Source organism: Lewinellaceae bacterium (genome assembly GCA_020636135.1).
Taxonomy (GTDB): Bacteria; Bacteroidota; Bacteroidia; order Chitinophagales; family Saprospiraceae; genus JAGQXC01.
This window is the reverse complement of the sequence record JACJYK010000001.1, coordinates 3,745,324-3,765,670: the sequence shown is the minus strand read 5'-3', so window position 1 is coordinate 3,765,670 and position 20,347 is coordinate 3,745,324. Positions and strand designations below refer to the sequence as shown.

Here is a 20,347-nt window from a genome sequence, read left to right as displayed (position 1 = left end):
ATGTGGGGCGAAGTGACCATATCCATCGCGTTATTGACCGGACTGGGTTTGCTGTTTGCCACCATCCTTGCCATTGCTTACAAGAAATTTAAGGTCATTGAGGATCCCCGTATTGACCGGGTGGAGACCATGCTTCCCGGAGCCAATTGCGGTGCTTGCGGTATGCCGGGTTGCCGTGCTTTTGCGGAAAAGCTGGTAGCTATGGAAGTTAGTCCTGGCAAGTGTACGGTGAGTTCCCCGGCGGGGGTGGAGAAGATAGCTTCTTTTTTAGGCGTGGATGCGGGTGGAGGTGAAAAGATCGTTGCCCGTCTCTTGTGTGCCGGCGGATCCAAAGAATCACCGCGTCAGGTAGCTTATACCGGTCATCTCAATACCTGCCGGGGCGAAGCGGCCATAGCCGGAGGAACCAAAGACTGCAACTGGGGTTGCCTGGGATTGGGAGATTGTGTCGATGCATGTGACTTTGATGCCATTCACCTGAATGCCAATGGATTGCCGGTGGTTGACATCGATTTGTGCGTTGCCTGTAACGATTGTGTGGAAATTTGTCCCAAGGGTTTGTTTACGCTGATGCCCATCTCCCAAAAGTTAATCGTTCAGTGTAAATCATTGCTTGCTGGCGATGAAGCGCTGGCACGCTGTTCAGTGGCTTGCAATGCCTGTGGGCGGTGTGCTGCAGACTCGATTCCGGGTGTCATTGAGATGGCTGATAATCTGGCGGTCATTCATTACGGGATGAATGATGTGACCTCGCCATTGTCCACAGCGCGCTGCCCGACCGGAGCTATAGTCTGGTTGGAAAATGACCGGCAGTTTGAAGAGCATGCCACGTCCACCCTGGCAGTAGGAAAAGTTGATACAAGTGAATTTGAAGAAGACATCTATTATCAGTGATGAAAGATATAAGCTTGGCACGACAGAAATGGCTGGAACTGGAAATGACCATCAGTGAGGGCTTGTGCATTTCAGATAGCCTCGTTAGCACCGGTTACCTTCCTTCTGGACGGCAGGTTCAGATAAACGGTTCAGGTGATTTGGCTTATGTACTCGGTCTCAGCAGCGGTGGGCTGCGGGCCGCCGCCTGGCTTGATCCTGACGACAACCCATTGCCCGTGTTGCAACAAGCGGTGCGACAACTGTTGCCAATGGTGGTAGTCGCCGATGCTACGCTCACCAGTCCGTTAGTGGAGTCCGGAGCGTTTGTCTTGCAGGCCGGCAGTTTGCAGGAGCTGATTGACTACACCCTTATCGCTCATCGGGTTTCGGAACAGGCTCTGGTTCCGGGGGTTATCCTATTTACAGGCAACCCAGCGGAGTCCTGCCAGATACCCGATGCGGTCCAGGCCAGGCAATTCCTTGGTGAAGCCGATGACCGCATTCCATCTCCCGGCGAAGCGCAGCAGCTGTTGTTTGGCAAGCACCGCCGGCGTATCCCTCGTGTGTTCCACCTGGATATACCAGTACTCAGTGGTGCTGCCAAGTCAACCGCTGGTCTGGCCTACGAAACCGCGGCACGGGAAGCTTACTTTGCAGCTGCCGTTGATGATTTTCTGAATGCAGCGCGTGAAGAATTTGCCTCCATGGTGGGACGTAAATATCAACCTCTCAAGGCTAATAACACCGACCGACAGGGGATTCTGGTGGTCAGCAATACACCGGATGTTTGGTCCGAAGTTGATGCGGTAAAATTAAAATCCCGGATCATACAAGTTGACTTGCATCAATTGCATCCAATCCCATTAATCCTGAAAAGAATTGGAGAAAAGGCAGGTGCGGTTGTAACCATTGAACCATTTGCCAGTGGGAGCACCGCATTGGCTACCATGGTCAGAGCTGGTTTGGCTCACTTACCGGTACCATTTTACAGTGCTTGTTTCGCACATAGCCCGGAGCCGGAAGCACTGGGTCTATTCATGCGTAACGTTGAATCACATCAGGTACATCAACAAACGGTTTGGCTTGATATCCCTTATTCAATCGAACACTCCCGGTATCCTAAAAAGCAGGTGCTCATGCAGGATGTCCGGCGTGCTTATCCGCATTTGGTGAGTCCTGCACCCTCAAAGAAAGGAGATCAGGTCCGGATGCCCGACCGCGTACCGATGATCTTGCGGAAGTCCAGAGATCTGGGCCCGGCTTTTGCCAAAGCAAGTCATTTCTTTGATACGACTGCCTTTTTCTATGAAGGAAGTGACGAGTGGACAGCCGATCCTTTCCAGGCTTTCCCGGTCATGCCACCGGCTACTGCTGCATTTGGTCAGGAGATAATGGACCGTCAGCAGCTTCCCGGGCTGGATACTTCCCGGTGCACTGGTTGTGGCGAATGCCTCATCCATTGTCCCCATTCGGCGTTGCCATCACTGGTGGCTGGTGTGGAATCTTTGCTTCAGACAGGGATCCAGCTAGCTCAAGGCAAAGGCCAGGTCATCAACCAGCTCTTTCCCCTGATTAAAAACCTGGCAAAGGTAACAAACACCTATCTCAGCGAACATCACCAGGATATCAATGGACAAACCGCTGCCTTGACCCTCGCAGATGTTCTGGCTCCCTCATTTGAAGAATTTCTCACCCGGGGCAGGTATACAGAGGAAAAGGAAAATGGATTGCGGCAGGAATTTACGGCCATTCTGGACACCGTTGGACATTTACCAATCGTCATTACCGGTCGTTTCTTTAATGAAGGTAACAAAGAATTATTCAGCCTGATGGTGGATCCTGGAGCTTGTACCGGTTGTGCCATCTGCAGCGCCGCATGTCCGGAAAGTGCTTTACAGCTCCACTACGAAACACCGGCTCTCCATGATCTTACCCGGAAAAATATATCTCTGTGGGAGCATATGCCGGACACTTCCGGTGATACCATCCAGCGTTTGATTGAGGATCCAAATCATCCCTCGCTTGCTGCGTTGATGCTGAGTCGCAATTTCTATGAATCCCTGGCAGGAGCAAGTGACCCCGGAAACCCCGGGGTAAAAACCATGATCCACCTGGTAGCCGCAGTGGCGGAGGCTACCGGACAGCAAAATTCCAGGAATTTCATCAGGCAATTGGACGCACTTCAGGATGCAGTCAAAGCACAGTTGAAATCCGAACTTAACCGGGCATTACCTGAATTGGATGCAGCAAATCTGTCCAGAACCCTGGAACAGGTCCAAACTGCCCATCTCACGCTTGACGAATTATTGGGTCAAAATTCTGGGAAGAAGACTGGTCAACTGCTTGATAAGTCCGTTTTACAGCGGAAAAGTACGCTTCTGCGTCAATTGGAAGACCTGCGGGATGTGATTGACTCAGGTACATCAGGACTCGGACGTTCGCGGTATGCCATCGCTCTGGATGATTCCCTCAAGGGATTGTCAGCCTTTCCGGTAAATTCATTCACTGTGCCGGTGATGTCATTTTCCGGATCAACCCCGACCATGGCTCTTGGACTGATCCGGGCGCATGTACGTCACTTACTGGACAACATAAAGATTCTCCGCAGGGCAGAACTGGAGCAAAAGAATCAGTACAATCCCATCATACACGACCCTCAGATTGCAAGACTCTCCTGGCAGGATTTGACCGAGGCGGAGAAAAAGATGGCGCCTCCTTTATTATTGATTGCCCGGCAGTCCTTTTTAACCCGGCAATCAACCAATCCATTGACCCAATTGCTGGCCCAGGGACTCCCGGTTAAGGTATTCCTGCTGGATGATGTCACCGGTAAGCCGCAAACCGCTTCCTCTTACCTTGGTTATAACAGCTTGTCAATGATCCCTTTCCTGGGATTGGGCGCAGTACAGGTTGGGCAACATTCCCTGGCGGATGCAGAACACCTGTTTAATGGCTTGATCAGTGCGTTTGGTAAACCTGGAGCAGCCATCCTGAGGTTGCTGGCACCGGAACTGTCCACCGGGAATCCTCAGCGGATGCACCAATTGGCAAATGACGCCAGAGCTTGGATACATCTGGATTATCTGCCGGACCGGCACAGCCATCTGATGATTTCGCGGTTGCATCTGCGTAACAATCCGGCATCTGAAAATGACTGGACCAGGCGCGCCATTTTATACGGCAGCGAGGACAAAGCACAATCCTTGGATTACGAAGTCACGCCCGCCGACTGGTATTTTGAACAGCCTGGTTACCGTGAAGGATTTAGCCCGCACGAGGGTGAAAAGGGTAATGGATTGCCCGTAGCCGAATACCTGAGACTGGATCCGGATGAACGCCCGGATCAGGTTCCGGTGATCCTTAGAGTCGATCATCAGGGCGCCTTGGTCAGGTATAAGGTGCCTGCCGTAGTGGTGGATGCCTGTGAGGCTGCAGCCCGGGCATGGCGTCTGTTACGTGAGATCTCCGGGGAGCTGACCGAATTCCCGGAAAAGTTACAGACCAAAGTGGAGACAGACCTGAAGATACAATTCGAAGCAGATAAAGCCGCCTTGATCCTAGAGCATGAAAAGCAAATACAGGAGCTGGAAGCAGTTCATCTGGAAAAAATGCGGATGCAGATCAAGTCCAGGTTGATGCAAATGGCCGGATGGAAAGAGTAGAATGTTGAATGTTACAGAGTCCCCGCCCTGGAGGGGATATAGGGGTGGGTCTTAAGGACTTTAGTGACCCAAAATGGAGACCCCATGAAATGCTGAATGTTGAGTGCCAAATGTTGAATGCAAATTTTGGCCCGACATTTTAACCTGGAGCCCGTTTCCCGGGAGTCCCCCTTTGAAGGGGGATTTAGGGGGATGTTTTTAGAATTTGACAGCAGAACACAACAATGTTACAGAGCCCCCTCCCCGGAGGGGATATAGGGGTGGGTCTTAAGGACTTTAGTAGCTCAAAATGGAGACCCCATGAAATGCTGAATGTTGAGTGCTAAATGTTGAATTCAAACTTTAGCCCAACATAACCCCAAGCCTGTCTCCCGGGAGTCCCCCTTTGAAGGGGGATTTAGGGGGATGTTTTTAGAATTTGACAGCAGAACGCAACGATGGAACGGAGTCCCCTCCCTGGATGGGATTTAGGGGTGGGTCTTAGGGACTTTAGTGACCCAAAATGGAGACCCCAAGAAATGCTGAATGTTGAGTGCTAAATGTTGAATGCAAATTTTGGCCCGACATTTTAACCCGGAGCCTGTTTCCCGGGAGTCCCCCTTTGAAGGGGGATTTAGGAGGATGTTTTTAGAATTTGACAGCAGAACACAACATTGAACGGAGTCCCCTCCCTGGAGGGGATTTAGGGGTGGGTCTTAAGGACTTTAGTAGCCCAAAATGGAGACCCCATGAAATGCTGAATGTTGAGTGCTAAATGTTGAATGCAAACTTTGGCCCAACATAACCCCAAGCCTGTCTGCCGGGAGTCCCCCTTTGAAGGGGGATTTAGGGGGATGTTTTTAGAATTTGACAGCAGAACACAACATTGAACGGAGTCCCCTCCCCGGAGGGGATTTAAGGGTGGGTCTTAAGGACTTCAGTGACCCAAAATGGAGACCCCATGAAATGCTGAATGTTGAGTGCTAAATGTTGAATGCAAATTTTGGCCCGACATTTTAACCCGGAGCCCGTTTTCCGGGAGTCACCCTTTGAAGGGGGATTTAGGGGGATGTTTTTAGAATTTGACAGAGAACACAACAATGTTACAGAGCCCCCTCCCCGGAGGGGATTTAAGGGTGGGTATTAATTGATTTTAAGAATGAAAACAAGCGCAACATTAACCTTTAGCCACGGAGTACACCCCGAGTACTTCAAGCACCTGACCGATGCCAAGCCCATCGAACAGATGCCCTTTGCCGAAGAATATGTGTTGCCCCTAAACCAGCATACCGGTGCACCTGCAAAAGCCATTGTCCGCAAAGGCCAGGAAGTACGCCGTGGTGAGTTAATTGCCGAACCCGGAGGTTTCGTTTCAGTCGCTCTCCATGCACCGGTGGATGGAACCGTAAAAGGAATTGAACTGGTGGAGACACCGGCCGGAAAAATGGCACCAGCCATTATCCTTCATATAGACCCATTCTCCACCCAGCAATTGTATCTCACTGCGCCAAAACCACCGGAGGAGATGGAACTGAAGGAGTTCATCCGTTCCATTCAAACGTCTGGCCTGGTAGGCCTCGGTGGCGCTGCTTTTCCTGCCCACGTCAAATTTTCCATTCCCGAAGGCAAACACTGCCGCTATCTGATGCTCAACGGTGCCGAGTGTGAGCCTTTCCTCACCTCCGATCACCGCACCATGGTCGAGCACCCGGACGCCATCGTCGACGGCACCGCCATCCTGCAGCATTTCATCCGGGCAGAGAAGATCTTCATAGGCATCGAGGCTAATAAACCTGACGCCATTGCTATCCTAACTGAAAAATTTGGCCGTTCCAATTTGCCCGCAGAGGTTGTACCGCTGCAAGTCAAATACCCTCAGGGTGCCGAGAAGATGCTGATCACCACCATCTTAAACCGTGAGGTGCCATCCGGTAAACTACCCCTGGATGTGGAGACACTGGTGTCCAACATCAGCTCCATCGCTTCCCTGAGTGATTGGTTTCGTCAGGGTATCCCATTGATCGAACGGGTGGTCACCGTCACGGGTACCGCCATTCAGCGTCCTTCCAATTTGCGGGTCCCCATCGGCACCTCGATGCAGCAGGTCGTGAATTACTGTGGAGGTCTCACCAGCGAGGCGAGCCGTATTTTGCTGGGAGGGCCTATGATGGGCATGGTGCAAAAATCCCTGAACAGCCCGGTACTTAAAGGAACTTCAGGCATCCTGGCACTGACCGATCGCGAAGTCAGAGAGCTGCAGGAATACGAGTGCATCCGTTGTGGTAAATGTGTTGATGCCTGCCCCATGCACCTCAATCCTTCACTCCTGGGATTGCTCGCCAAAAATGGCCTGTGGGAGGAAATGCAGGACAACTATGTCTTCGATTGTTTTGAATGCGGCAGCTGTTCTTTTGTATGTCCATCCGGTATCCCGCTGGTTCAGAGCTTTCGGGTTGCCAAAGGATTATTGCGGGAGCAGCAGGCCCGTGAAAAAGCAAAATCCATTGCCGTATGAGTTTGGCTATAGGGAAAGTCACCATCTCCACATCACCGTTTCTGCATGGCGCGAATACGACGCCGCGCATTATGTGGGAGGTCTCATTGACCTTATTGCCGGTGATTGCCGCTTCCTATTATTTTTTTGGGCTTGCTGCTATTCTTTTGATTTTGACAACCATTGCCGGTTCACTGGCTGCGGAATATCTTTTCTTGCCTGCCCTAAAACGAAAATCAGCTCTTTTAGATGGCAGCGCAGCGCTTACCGGTGTTTTGCTGGCGCTCTGCCTGCCCCCGGGATTCCCCTTATGGATGAGTTTTGTCGGTGGCTTTGTGTCCATTGGAATGGGCAAGATGATCTGGGGAGGTCTGGGCAACAATGTATTTAATCCTGCATTGGTTGGCCGGGCATTTTTACAGGCCGCATTTCCAACCGCCATCACCACCTGGTCCTTGCCGGACGGCCGCTATTTAAGCCTGCGGGGCACGAATCTGGCTCTGCCCTTCTTTCAGGGTCAACCGCTGGATGCCATCAGTGGGGCTACACCGCTCGCCACCATGAAGTTTGATCATGTGGCCGCTCCTCTCACCCAATTGTTGTGGGGTAACACCAACGGCTCATTGGGAGAAACCAGCGCCATTCTCTTTATACTGGCTGGGGTCTACTTGTTGCTCCGCAAGATCATCAACTGGCGCATCGTGGTATCGATTGTAGCTTCGGCGGTCGTGTTCTCAGGCATTTTCTGGCTGGTCGATCCGTCACGCTATCCTTCTCCGGTGTTTATGCTGCTATCCGGCGGATTGCTGTTAGGGACAGTGTACATGGCCACCGACCTGGTCACCTCCCCGATTACCCCGAAAGGACTATGGATCTATGGCCTTGGCATCGGCTTTCTGGTGGTCCTGATCCGCACCTGGGGTGGGCTGCCTGAAGGGGTGATGTATGCCATCCTGCTTATGAACGCTTGCACCCCGCTAATCAACCGTTTTACCAAGATCAAACCCTACGGACATCCATGAGCGGCGACGGAGAACATACGACCTTTGTACCAGAACCGGAACCAAGTGCATTCCGGTTGATAGCTACCCTGGGTGTTGCTGGTTTTTTATCTGGACTGGTGCTGGTTTCAAGCTATTTGTGGACCAAGCCTACCATCGACGCCAATAAGGCCGAAGCACAACGCCAGGCCATTTTCCAGGTCTTGCCGGGTACAGCTGATTACGAGACGCTGGCGTTGCAGGATGGACAACTTGTGGTATCTGACGAGCCGGGGCAGGAGGTCGTATTCCTGGGGCGTGATTCCAGCCAGGCGTTTACCGGCTTCGCCATCACTGGCGAAGAACCGGGATTTTCAGATATCGTCACTGTGATCTGTGGTTATGAGCCTGTGGAAAAAGCGATCATCGGCTACCAGGTCCTGGATTGCAAGGAGACACCGGGACTGGGTGATAAGATCATCCGCAACGAAGGTTTCCTGGCCAATTTCAAACACCTTACGGTCGATCCCGGGATCATCCTCGTGAAGAACGGCACCCGCAAACAGCCCAATGAGGTAGACGGCATTACCGGTGCCACCATCTCGTCGCGTACGGTGGTAAAATTACTCAACGAGGCCATGGCAAAATGGAAAGAGCCCATCAACAACTACCTGCAGGAACATCCCGAAATAAAAAAGCGGAACGATGAGTAACGACGTACAGGGAGCGAACAATATGCAGGAATTCCTCAAGGGCCTGTGGCGTGAAAATCCGGTCTTTGTGGCAGTGTTGGGCATGTGCCCCTCGCTGGCGGTGACCAACAGCGCCATCAATGGCCTGGCGATGGGGCTGGCAACTACCTTTGTGCTGATTGGCTCCAGCCTTCTGGTCTCGATGTTGCGCAAGGTCATCCCCAAGCAAGTACGCATCACCACTTACATCGTGATCATCGCTACCTTCGTGACTGTCGTGGACTTCACCCTGCAAGCCTATTTCCCGGACATCCACAAGGCGCTGGGCGCCTTCATTTCTCTGATCGTAGTCAATTGTCTGATCCTGGCCCGTCAGGAGTCCTTCTCCAGCAAGAACGGATTGTGGCGCTCCTTCCTGGATGCATCGGGCATGGGACTGGGTTTCGCCTTTGCATTGTTTACACTGGGTTCGATTCGGGAAGTGCTGGGCAATGGCTCCCTCCTTGGCGTGTCGCTGTTCGGTAAGGCCTTCGAGCCTTGGATCGTGATGATACTGCCACCGGGCGGCTTCTTTGTGCTGGGCTTTCTATTGTTACTGTTCAACTGGTCAGCCCAACGGCGTAAACAACATAAAATACAACCGGCATGAACGAACTGATCTGGATCTTTATCTCCGCCTTGCTGATCAACAACTTCACGTTATCACTTTTCCTGGGATTGTGTCCTTTCCTGGGGGTGACACAGCGGATGCAGACGGCCTTCCGCCTGGGCCTGGCTAATATTTTTGTCATGGTGATCACCGCCATCGCTGCTTACGCCCTGAACACCTGGGTTCTGATCTATGCCCCTTACCTGCGGCTGATCAGCTTCATCATTGTTATCGCCAGTGTGGTCCAGTTTGTTGAGATCGTCATCAAAAAACTGAGTCCGGCTTTGTTCAAGGCATTAGGCATCTTCCTGCCCCTGATAACGACCAACTGCGCCATCCTGGGACTGGCTTTATTCAGCACCAACAAAGGATACGGTTTTGTCGAGGGTCTGGTTTATGCCCTGGGTGCCGGCGGTGGCATCACCATCGCCCTGGTTTTGCTGGCCTCCATCCGCGAGGAGACCCGTCTGCTCAGCATCCCCAACGTCGTCAAGGGCACCGCCCTGAATCTGATCATCGCCGGTATTCTGTCCCTGGCTTTCATGGGCTTTGCCGGATTATTTGGCAGTCATTAATAGAGTTGCTATGGAAACACTCCTGCAATACCTGGTCCCTATTCTCGCCCTCGGCATCGTGTCCGCCGGATGGATGGGCATGCAGTTATGGGCGAAACGGAATGAGGTGAAGAACCACATCGATCACGAGGGTGGATGTTGTGGGGCATGTAGTAATCGGGAGACATGTGACAGGATGGTATCCAAATAACGAACAACTAAGGAATCACCATACGCATTCCTATTCGCATGCGTAAAATATCCGTACAACCATAAGCAAAAAAAATTAATAGACACCCCATCTACGCATCCAAGCCCCCTTTATTTCTAATACCAAACTCGAACAAATTAGCAATAGTATTAGGTGAATTCCACCTTGGTCAGTAACTTCATTTAGGAGGATCGCCGTATCCATATGGCATTAAGATCCGCCATGATTGTAGACAAGTTGTTATGTGAAGCAAATGAGATAAGTTCCTGGTTGCCAGCCATTCGGTCTATCAATAAGGACAAAATGTACCAGTATAAACGAGTTGGTGGTCATTATTGCCGAAAAATAAAGAAACAGCCAATGATAAAATTCTTTAGAAGGATTAGACAAAGATTACTCGATGAAGGAAGTTTGAAAAGATATATTATTTACGCAATTGGAGAAATTATCCTTGTGGTAATTGGAATCCTTATCGCAGTAAAATTAAACAACTGGAATCAAGAAAGAATCAGAAAAGATGAAATTGAAAACCTGCTTGATAAAGTAGAAGAAGACTTGGCTCGAAATATTAAACATTTTAACAGCATTATAAATGTTTACCAGGTAAACGATTCGTTGACTAGAAAAGTAATTAATAATCAGGTAACGCTCGAAGATTATTATAGGGATAATGATTTAGAGAATCTTTTATTTAGGTTTCAGTTCCTAAATATTACTTATGAAAATATTGAGAAGATAATAGAAACAGAAGAAAACATTAATTCGAAATATGGGAAAGTTATCGAAGCTGCCAAAGAATTATTGAGGGCTAATATTTACGATGAACTCTCGGGGAAACCGGTAATAGATTTCTATAACAAAAATGTTGATTTTAAGATGTCTCATCCTTTGTGGATGGTTAAATCCGATTCTTTGTCAATTATAAAGCGTTACAATTATTTTTTGACTGATGAAAATTACAAAAAGCAGGTGCTTAATTATTGGGGGAAAACATCATTCATGGTTTTGACTTTAATGTATAGCCGAAGTGCTACAATGGAATTACTAGGAAGACTAAAAATTATTCGTCATAATTATGATGTAGATCAACTGAATCAATTATTCAAAAGCTTAAACCTTAATTCATTTACAATGATGGACTGTCAGGATGTTGTCCCAAGAAATAAAGATCAACATTATAGAAATGAACGTTTTCTAGTTGCCAACTTGAGTCAAGAGCAAGTCCATTTGTTTTTGAAGAATAGTAATGATGAAATAATTTTGGAAAGAAAACTCAAACCAGACGAGTATTCTATTTTCATGGAAACTCAATTTGGAGTTGAGGACATCGATGAAGATTTCTTTAGTATAATCGAAGTTCGTAAAGATGGCCAATGTCTTAAAAAATATGCAGAATCGATTAATGGATACTTATTATTAGAGTAAAAACGAACCACCAACAAGGCATAAAATGTTCATGTCTCCCGTCCGGTCGCCACGCCATTTATACAAAGCGTTCAGATGATATTGGTACAGCCAAAGCATATTGAAAAAGTTCTAATTTACCTTAACGATATAAAGTTAAGTTGGCATCTATGCCCTGGCGTAGGTGGTGGTGCTATCGACCCGTGGATGCCGGTCTTCTCTGGAGAAATCCCACATCCTGATCATCCAGTTCCTATCCTTAATGGGACTTGCAAGATTAATCGGAAACATTTCAGTCTTTCAAAATTCAGCCAATGCATTGGTTTTCAGTGCCAGGTGACCATTACTCTTTGTTAGGCTTTTGTCGTTATCTTTAACCGTAGCAATTCGATTTGGCCTCGGTTTTGGACTTTGACAAGCCCTGATCACTAATGCACAAGATGACCTCAGTCCATGTGGGCCTAATTCATTTTGAACTAACAGACACCAACTAAGGCGACTTTATTGATTGAAACTTCCAACATAGCTGAAAAAACCAACATCGCCGTACTCCCGTTCGTGAATATGAGCGCGAGCGCGGAGAACGAATATTTCAGTGACGGCATGACCGAAGAGATCATCAATGCGCTGGCGAAGATCGACGGACTGAAAGTCACCTCCCGTACATCTGCCTTCCATTTCAAAGGGAAGAATATTCCCATTCCCGAAATCGGGAAGGCACTGGGCGTTTCTACGCTGCTGGAAGGAAGCGTGCGCCTTGCCGGGAATAACCTGCGCATCACGGCTCAGTTAATCGATGCCCCGGAAGACTTTCATTTCTGGTCGGAGACCTGGGACCGGACATTGGACAACATCTTTGAAGTTCAGGAAGAGATCAGCTTGTTGATTGCTGAAAAACTGAGAGAACACATCGGTCACTTTGAAATTGAAGAACCACCCGAAACAAGACCAACGCAGATTGGCGCTTACGAGTGGTACCTAAAAAGCAAATCCAGCTTTACCAAATTTCAGAAAGCAGACCTGTTCAGGGCGGTTGAAGAAATTGAAAATGCCATCGCCATTGACCCGGGTTGCCCTTTTTATCATGCATCAAAAGCCATTTATTACGGGTACCTGGGACTGGTGGATGCCATATCCGGCAAACAAGCATTTACATTATCTAAAGAAGCCGCTGCCAGGGCACTTCAGTTGGATCCTAGGGATCCTGAGGCCAATTACTCGATGGGGTTGGTCCATTATTTTTTCGAGAAAGACCTGGACACTGCAGAATCATACCTTAACCTGGCATTGAAATACCGACCCAATTATGTGAACGCCCTCCTGGGCGGATCGGTGATGGATGTGATCGCCGGCCACCATGAACGGGCATTGTCCCGGGTCAGGAAGGCCATCGAACTGGATCCGCTTAACCCTTCGCACCTATACTACCATGCTTCAGCGCTGCAGCGCATGGGCCGCTATGAAGAAGCTTTGGTGGAAGTAAATAAGCTATTAAAGGTGCTTCCGCATCACACCAATTCATATTGCCTGAAAGGCACCATTTTAACCCGGCTGCAACGATTTGCCGAGGCCATCGAACATTACCAGACCGTTCCGGTATCTGCTGAAAAGACTGTAAGCTATCATGCGGGAACCGGCATCGTCTATGCCGCCAGTGGCAACCGGGCCATGGCCGCGGAATACCTGTTAAAGTGGAGCGCCCAACCTCAGAATCTGCATCTGGCGGCGGAGGAAAATCCGGCCGTAATCATCAACATCTATCTGGGAAATACGGACCTGGCCTTTGAAGAAATCGAAAAGGACATAACCGCCGGAAAATATTACCTGAATTTCTATCGGGAGAACCCCGCATTTAAGTTGCTGACCGACGACCCGCGTTACCGCCTTTTTGATACCATTTTTAAATCCACCGGAAAGGGCCCGGACCAGGGCGTATCCGAAGATCAAGGCATCAAAAAGAAAGAATTGCTGGACAAAAAGCAATTGGAAATGTACAGCAAACAATTGCTTGAATACATGGCCACGGAGAAACCCTACCTGGATGCCGGATTGAGTCTGCGTCAGCTGGCTCAACAGCTGGGGCTCTCTGCAAATCAACTTTCGCTGGTGATCAATGAAGGTCAGGGTAAAAATTTCAACCACTTCGTCAACCATTACCGTGTCGAAGAATTCAAGCAGCTGGCCATAGACCCCAGCCGTTCGCATCTGACAATTGTCGGTTTGGCCTTCGAATGTGGCTTTAACTCCAAAACGGTGTTCAATACCTATTTTAAACAGCATACCGGCCTTACTCCAAGTACATTTCTGAAAGACTAATCCCAACATCACCTCATCCTGAATGGTTCGGAATCATGATTCCGAACGTGTGTGGTGTAATCACGAACGATTGCTGCAGCTAGACTTCTGTCCTTTGGAGTATAAAATAAGTAACCATGACGATCATACGATTAATCACCTTGTTTTTGCTGCTGCAGACCTTTTCCGTTGATGCTCAGGAGCAGTTCGAGCGGAATGCAAATCCGAAAGCACCATTCGAAGAAAGACTGGCCCTCAAACTGGAATACTTTGGAGAGTTGGTGCTGCATCCGGGACTGAGTGTTGGCCTGCAGTACACTGTGATAAAAAATAATTGGATCACGGTCCATTGGGACGTTGATCTGGGAGGATACTGGCACCGTTGGAACAACAAATCGGGTTTTCTTAAGACGTCGATCGGTTCACGGTTTGCCATGGGCCCACTTTTCACCGACCTGAACATCGGAATCGGATACCTGCATGCGTGGGCTGACGGCGACATCTATCAACAGACGGAAGCTGGCGCCGTAGAGAAAACTGCGAATTGGGGACATCCTCACTTTATGCCGAACATGTCTATTCTGATCGGTTGGGATGGCAGCCGGAGACCCTGGACAGTTCACCTCGGGCCGGAAGTCTACCTGCAATCTTCATTTAATCACCAGTTCCTCCCGCATATCGCGGTCAAAATGGGGATCACATACAAATTCAATAAACAATGAAAAATTTAGCAATTCTTATTTCCTTGACCTTGGTGATGTTCTTGTCCGCTTGTGAAAAGGAAGGATTTTATCAGGGTGACCATTTCTTCGTTAAAAACGCAGGTGCAGAAATGCCGGTTTTTGTCAAAGGCAACATCCAATCCGGCACGTTTATTTTATTTCTGCACGGGGGCCCTGGCGGGAATGCTTCGCTTCCTTCTTTCATGCCGGTTTCCAAAGAGCTCGAACACGATTATGCCTTTGCGTACTGGGATCAGCGGGGTTCTGGCTTGGCGATGGGTAATCCGGATCCAGGTACGTTTACGGTTGAGCGATTTGTCGATGACCTCGATCTGGTGGTAGAAACCATCAAGCGACGGTACCAAAATCCCCGAATTGTGTTTTATGGCATCAGTTGGGGAGGAGCCCTGGGGAGCGCCTATTTGAGTACCAGCAATCTGCAGGACAAAATTGACGGATTCATCTGCATGGACAGCGGTCATAATTTGTTGGAAGGACTTCCTAAATCTGTATTGTTTGTAAAAGATTATGCGCAACAGCAGATCGATCTGGGAATTGATGTGGCCTATTGGACAGATGCGCGCGATTGGTGCGCCACCCAGCCCGACATGACCAAAAAGGAAAACTACTTTAAGTATGACGGATACCTGACTAACACCAACGCTTACCGCAAAGATCCTCACCAGGAGGTAGAAGGGCCGGAAGTGGGTGCGCTGGGTACCATGAATTCATACCTGTCCCTGGCAATTTTTTTTAATGGCAAGTACCTGAGGCCTCGCTTTAATATCCTGGCCTTGAACCTGAGCCCTGCTATGGCCCGGATCAAGACACCGACCCTGGTGATCTGGGGCAGGCACGATGGCGTAAATACCATTGAGATGGGTTATGATGCGTATAATAGCATTGGAGGTCCGGGTTTTCAGGAAAAGGAGCTGGTTATTCTTGAAAATAGCGCCCACGAAGGTTATATTGAAGAGCAAGACTTGTTCATCCATTCTTTCCGGGGCTTTGTGGATAGCCTTTGAAGAATAGATTGATCTCCTTCAAGAATTTTCCACCGGAAGAAAAGATAGCTGCTCACTGTAATGTTGAGCCAGGATACCGTGGGGGCACCCTCCTTGGAACCACTTTTTTCCCACCCATCATTCACCTCAAAATCATATTAAAATGAAAGCAGCAATTTATACATCTTACGGAGAGCCGGAAGTAGTCAACCTAGGGGATCTGCCCAAGCCCACTGCACAGGACCATGAAGTCGTGGTGAAAGTAAATGCCGCCACCGTAACCTCCGGCGATTGGAGGATGCGTGCAGGGGTACCGTTTGCCATCCGAATTTACAATGGACTATTCAAGCTCAAAAGGACCATTTTAGGCCATGAGTTTTCGGGGGTGGTAGATCGCGTTGGTGCACAGGTAACCCGGTTTAAAGTAGGGGATCCTGTTTTTGGCACCACCGGTGAGGGAGCTGGGGCTCATGCCGAATTTGTTGCCGTACCTGCGGATGGCATTGTTGCCCTAAAACCCGATGCTATACCTGACGAAAAAGCCGCGGCGCTACCCGTCGGGGCATTGACGGCATTTTATTTTCTCCGGCAAGCTGATGTCAAGAAAGGCCAAAAGGTATTGATCTACGGAGCCTCAGGAAGCGTTGGCACCTATGCGGTCCAATTGGCAAAACATTTTGGTGCAGAAGTTACGGCGGTTTGCAGCGGTGCGAATGTGGAATGGGTGCGTTCGCTGGGCGCCGGTAAGGTGATCGATTACCAAAAGGAAGATTTCACGAAGCAAAAGGATTCGTATGATGTCGTCTTCGATGCGGTAGGCAAGGCTTCGTTCACGAAGAGCCGAAATGCATTAAAGCGCAGGGGTATTTATCTTACGGTTGCCATGGATCTGAATTTGATATTCCAATCCATCCTAACGTCATTGACCAAACGGTATAAGCTGATATCAGCCGTATCGAAACCCACCCTGGATGACTTTCGGGTCATCATCGACCTGGCCGAGCAGGGATCCCTTTCTCCGGTCATTGATCGTACTTATCGATTGTCGGAAATACAGCAGGCGCACCGGCATGCAGAAACGGGCCACAAGAAGGGAAACCTGGTGTTACTGCCGTAAAGGGTGGAATGATATTCTGGGACTCTCGCAAAAGCTCAGAGACGCAAAGGGTGTCGTTATGACATGCATAATAACATCAATCCTTTTCTCCTTTGCGACTTCGCGGCTTGGCGAGAAATATAATTACTACTCATTGTTTTCTCGCAAAGTTGCAGAGACGCAAAGATATTTGGATAATATTGGTGTAGGCAAGGTTATATCAATTATTTCCTCTTAGCGTCTGGGCGAGGGAAAATTAAATAAAATCACTTCTTTATATCTCGCAAAGCTGTCAAGGATGTTTTAATGACAGGCATGAAAATACCAATACCTTTCTTCTTAGCGTCTTGGCGATAAATTAAATAAAATCTCTTCTTTGTGTCTCGCAGAGACGTAGTGACGCGAAGGTTTTTGGATAACGCAGATAATAGTGAGAAAATGAACTTTCTAGGATCATCGTTGAGATACTTGTTCTAGGATTCATGTAGAACTTGGTCAGGGATGATTGGAATCCGTTTATGAAGAAATTCTGCATTATGAACTTATTAAAGTTGGCTAAATATTACACGTCAGCAATCAATTCCAGTAATTTGGAAGGAAGTTAAAATGGATTTAGGTTTTCTTCCTGAAATAAAGTATTGATTGAACTAAAATCTGTGGAATCGATCGCTCAAGTTCACTACAAGCAAGTACTCACCTACCTAAGGCTAACTGGATTGAAGCTTGGAATGGTGATCAATTTTAATGAAGCACTAATAAGAAATGGTATAACCAGGATGGTTAATAGGTTGTAGTATGACTTTGGGTGATATAATATTCTAGGATACTAAAAAGCAAAGTCGCAATGTAGTTTGATTTGATTGACATATCTCGCTGATAAGCAAAGGAATTAAAAGGAGGGGAATGATTGATTCAATGGTCTCGCGGCATTTGGGCAACAAGGGTTCAAAGTACAGATCAATGGTTGGGCAAGAAAATATCGGTATCTTTGCCTGCTCGTGCCTTGACATGAAATAACAAAATCATCTCTATTAACTCACGTATTTGCACAGACGCAAGGTTATCAGAGAATAAGGCTAGGGCGAGAGAGTACATAATAAATTTCCGCATTGCGACTTGGCGACTTCGCGGGAAATGGAATTACAAACACTTAACATCTTACCAATATATCGGACAAAATGGCATTATACTGGAATTATGTAATTTTGTTTCCATTGTTCACGGTATAACATTTAATATTTTTATTATGCGAAACAAATTTGTCGACTATTTTTCTAAAATATCACCCCTGTCCGAGGAAGAATCAATAGGCATTGCAGAGAGCATGCGCACAAAGACATTCAAAAAAGGAGAACATTTATTGAGAGAAGGACAAGTAGCAGTCAGTACGTACTTTGTTCTTGAAGGCTGTGTAAGGGAATATATTTTGACCGATGGCGAAGAGAAAACAACCAATTTCTTTACTGAGGAGCAATGGGCCATTTCACTAAACAGTTTTACGCAAACTTCTGCAAAACACAACTGGATTTGTGTGGAGAATACCACGGTCGTCGTAGGTGACGAGCAACAAGCCCAGGAGCTATTTAAGCGCTTTCCGCGCTTTGAAACTATATCGCGAACCATTATGGAGGCAGCTTTTGCCGAACAAAAAGAAGCACTGGCATCCTACTATACCGACTCTCCTGAACAACGCTATCTAAAGCTCTTAAGATCAAGGCCTGGATTAATACAGCGAATACCCCAATATCAAATAGCCAGTTATATAGGCGTAAAACCAGAATCGCTGAGCCGTATCAGAAAGCGGATCGCATCCGAAAATATTTAGGCTCCTCGCAATGCAGTAGCTTTGAAGCCTTTTAGGATCAGCCAAATACTCAGGGAAACCTCAAACAAACCGCCCGGGATCGCCAACTGAACCCCAATGTTCTGTCCGAATAGTTCAAAGATTGTTCCAGCAATAAACACCAAATAACCCACGAAACCCCAGATAGCGAACCCTCGTGGGACTATCTTCGAAATATTCAGTAAATAGCAGAACATCAGGCCTCCCAAACCCCATATGGCCATTCCGATCTGATAAGCATAGAAATTCCCTTTTGTCAGGATTATTCCTATGGTTTCATAATGCTGTAATTCTTCGGGATCCGCATTAAGGTACATTGTACTCAGAGGGATGAGCAACATCAAAAAGATGGATCCGACGATCAGGATCACCGTAGCCGATATACCTGCACTCAGGTAGCCGTAACTCAATACCTTGTTGAAGGGTTTCAGAATAGGAACCATAAGAACCGGTAGACCAATATTTACAATCGTGTGTACCAATGCAATGAGGATCACACCGATTACAAGTAATGATTGATTGGAGCTTAAATTACGTAGTGAATCAGTTTCGCTGGTTACTGAAGCAACAATTCCGCTTCCAAGTCCATAGGAAACAAATGCAAGAAGGAAAAAGATACCAAAGGTACGGGCAATGGTTTTGTGAGATTTCATGCTCTTAAAATTTTGTCATTATTGGATTAATTATTGGGATCTCCAGCTGTACTATACGGTAATGACCACGTTTCCTCTTTTGTGACCTTTCTCTACATATTTATGTGCTTGGGGAATTTCCTCCAATGGATAAACGCGGTCAATTACTGGCTTGAGCTTCTCTTGCTCAACCAGTGATTTTAAATTCAAGAAAGCATCTTTTGGCGTCAAAGGAGTTCCATGATCAATGGAAATATATTTGCCATTTGGACTCAATGCTTTTTTACTCTTTTCTTTAAGTTTTGAGGATTTGGAGTTTCCAACTGCGTCTATAATGTACTTATAGGTTGTCAATTGAGATTCGGCATTTCCTGTGGTGTAATCAATCATCTCATCACTACCCAAGGACTTGACCAATTCGAAGTTTCGACGACTGCATACAGCAGTGACGTGTGCGCCGGCATGCTTTGCCAATTGGATGGCCATGGTACCAATACTTCCTGATGCTCCATAAATTAAGACTTTGTCACCCTTCTGTATGGTGGTCTTTTTCAATAAATGTGACGCAAGCAAACCACCATAAGGGATAGCGGCAGCTTCCTGAAAACTTATATTTGCGGGCTTAAGCGCTAGATTCCAATTCTCAGGCAGGCAAATGTATTCAGCGTAAGAGCCGAAATGTCGCTTTGTCGGCGAAATTGAGCCATAAGCAAATACTTCATCACCAATATTAAAAGCAGTAACAGCATTTCCTTTACCTGCAATTATCCCGGAGGTGACCATTCCTAAAATTGGGTTTCTTGGTTTTCCAAAGCCGAAAATCAATTGGACCATAAATCGGGCAATCGGTGACGCCTTTAATCCTCGAATAAGTACATCACTGGTCGTTACTGAAGTCGCCTTGATCTTAATGAGTACCTCATTATCTTTTGGAGTTGGCTTTTCAACTTCTGTTAATATCAGGTTTTCGTAGCTTCCATACTGTTGACATTCAATTGCTTTCATCTTTTTTATTGTTTTGCGATATGTTCTGATAACAAAGCTATCGGTATCGCATTTCGATTTCATTGACTTGGGTTAAGAAATGACATCTAACCCATTTGAGTGGATGGCTTCCGGGTGTCAGGGGATCAGGGGATCCGGGCGTCCGTGGTTCGGAGCTCGAAATTTAAAATCACAAATCGCTATTCTTAAATAAGTCAGGGCATCCGGGCGTCCGTGGTTAGGGACTCAAAATCTTAAATCACAAATCGC

General features: G+C 47.7%; 16 protein-coding genes and 1 pseudogene. 15 read left to right on the top strand and 2 right to left on the bottom strand.

Annotated features, from left to right (window positions below; translation table 11 throughout):
• From H6570_14550 to H6570_14480, 15 genes and pseudogenes are all read left to right on the top strand, one after another.
• Window positions 1-894 carry an RnfABCDGE type electron transport complex subunit B gene (locus tag H6570_14550; GenBank protein ID MCB9320498.1) on the top strand — a complete coding sequence of 298 codons (894 nt, stop codon included), beginning with the start codon at window positions 1-3 and terminating at the stop codon, window positions 892-894.
• Window positions 894-4,538, top strand: a complete 3,645-nt coding sequence (locus tag H6570_14545) for a 4Fe-4S binding protein (GenBank protein MCB9320497.1) — start codon at window positions 894-896, stop codon at window positions 4,536-4,538. The genes H6570_14550 and H6570_14545 overlap by 1 nt, the downstream gene beginning before the upstream one ends.
• A 1,138-nt stretch (window positions 4,539-5,676) precedes the next feature.
• Complete coding sequence (gene rsxC / locus H6570_14540) at window positions 5,677-7,032, top strand: electron transport complex subunit RsxC (protein MCB9320496.1); 1,356 nt, start codon at window positions 5,677-5,679, stop codon at window positions 7,030-7,032.
• On the top strand, window positions 7,029-8,033 hold the full coding sequence (locus H6570_14535) for an RnfABCDGE type electron transport complex subunit D (GenBank protein MCB9320495.1): 1,005 nt from the start codon (window positions 7,029-7,031) through the stop codon (window positions 8,031-8,033). Before rsxC ends, H6570_14535 begins: the two co-directional genes overlap by 4 nt.
• Window positions 8,030-8,704, top strand: coding sequence for an FMN-binding protein (locus tag H6570_14530; GenBank protein ID MCB9320494.1), 675 nt, complete (start codon window positions 8,030-8,032; stop codon window positions 8,702-8,704). Before H6570_14535 ends, H6570_14530 begins: the two co-directional genes overlap by 4 nt.
• Window positions 8,697-9,332: an electron transport complex subunit E gene (locus H6570_14525; protein ID MCB9320493.1), complete on the top strand. Its 636-nt coding sequence runs from the start codon at window positions 8,697-8,699 to the stop codon at window positions 9,330-9,332. The genes H6570_14530 and H6570_14525 overlap by 8 nt, the downstream gene beginning before the upstream one ends.
• Complete coding sequence (locus H6570_14520) at window positions 9,329-9,907, top strand: electron transport complex subunit RsxA (GenBank protein MCB9320492.1); 579 nt, start codon at window positions 9,329-9,331, stop codon at window positions 9,905-9,907. The genes H6570_14525 and H6570_14520 overlap by 4 nt, the downstream gene beginning before the upstream one ends.
• A gap of 10 nt (window positions 9,908-9,917) precedes the next feature.
• Window positions 9,918-10,097 (top strand): hypothetical protein, encoded by a 180-nt coding sequence (locus H6570_14515; protein ID MCB9320491.1) that lies wholly within the window; start codon window positions 9,918-9,920, stop codon window positions 10,095-10,097.
• 222 nt (window positions 10,098-10,319) lie between these two features.
• Window positions 10,320-11,522, top strand: a complete 1,203-nt coding sequence (locus H6570_14510) for a hypothetical protein (protein MCB9320490.1) — start codon at window positions 10,320-10,322, stop codon at window positions 11,520-11,522.
• A 483-nt stretch (window positions 11,523-12,005) separates the two neighbouring features.
• On the top strand, window positions 12,006-13,817 hold the full coding sequence (locus tag H6570_14505) for a helix-turn-helix domain-containing protein (GenBank protein MCB9320489.1): 1,812 nt from the start codon (window positions 12,006-12,008) through the stop codon (window positions 13,815-13,817).
• 116 nt (window positions 13,818-13,933) lie between these two features.
• Window positions 13,934-14,518, top strand: coding sequence for a hypothetical protein (locus tag H6570_14500; GenBank protein MCB9320488.1), 585 nt, complete (start codon window positions 13,934-13,936; stop codon window positions 14,516-14,518).
• Window positions 14,515-15,543 carry an alpha/beta hydrolase gene (locus H6570_14495; protein ID MCB9320487.1) on the top strand — a complete coding sequence of 343 codons (1,029 nt, stop codon included), beginning with the start codon at window positions 14,515-14,517 and terminating at the stop codon, window positions 15,541-15,543. Before H6570_14500 ends, H6570_14495 begins: the two co-directional genes overlap by 4 nt.
• A 142-nt stretch (window positions 15,544-15,685) precedes the next feature.
• Window positions 15,686-16,639 (top strand): NAD(P)-dependent alcohol dehydrogenase, encoded by a 954-nt coding sequence (locus tag H6570_14490; protein MCB9320486.1) that lies wholly within the window; start codon window positions 15,686-15,688, stop codon window positions 16,637-16,639.
• Between the two features lie 484 nt (window positions 16,640-17,123).
• Window positions 17,124-17,412, top strand: a pseudogene (locus H6570_14485) (GxxExxY protein).
• 452 nt (window positions 17,413-17,864) lie between these two features.
• Complete coding sequence (locus H6570_14480; protein ID MCB9320485.1) at window positions 17,865-18,443, top strand: Crp/Fnr family transcriptional regulator; 579 nt, start codon at window positions 17,865-17,867, stop codon at window positions 18,441-18,443.
• Here the strand turns inward: H6570_14480 and H6570_14475 are convergent.
• Both H6570_14475 and H6570_14470 read right to left on the bottom strand, forming a co-directional pair.
• Complete coding sequence (locus H6570_14475) at window positions 18,440-19,114, bottom strand: DUF4386 domain-containing protein (GenBank protein ID MCB9320484.1); 675 nt, start codon at window positions 19,112-19,114, stop codon at window positions 18,440-18,442. The two genes, H6570_14480 and H6570_14475, sit on opposite strands and share 4 nt — an antisense overlap.
• A 51-nt stretch (window positions 19,115-19,165) precedes the next feature.
• The gene (locus tag H6570_14470) at window positions 19,166-20,098 is read right to left on the bottom strand and encodes an NAD(P)-dependent alcohol dehydrogenase (GenBank protein MCB9320483.1); all 933 of its coding nucleotides are present in this window, start codon (window positions 20,096-20,098) and stop codon (window positions 19,166-19,168) included.
• Between the last annotated feature and the right edge of the window lie 249 nt (window positions 20,099-20,347).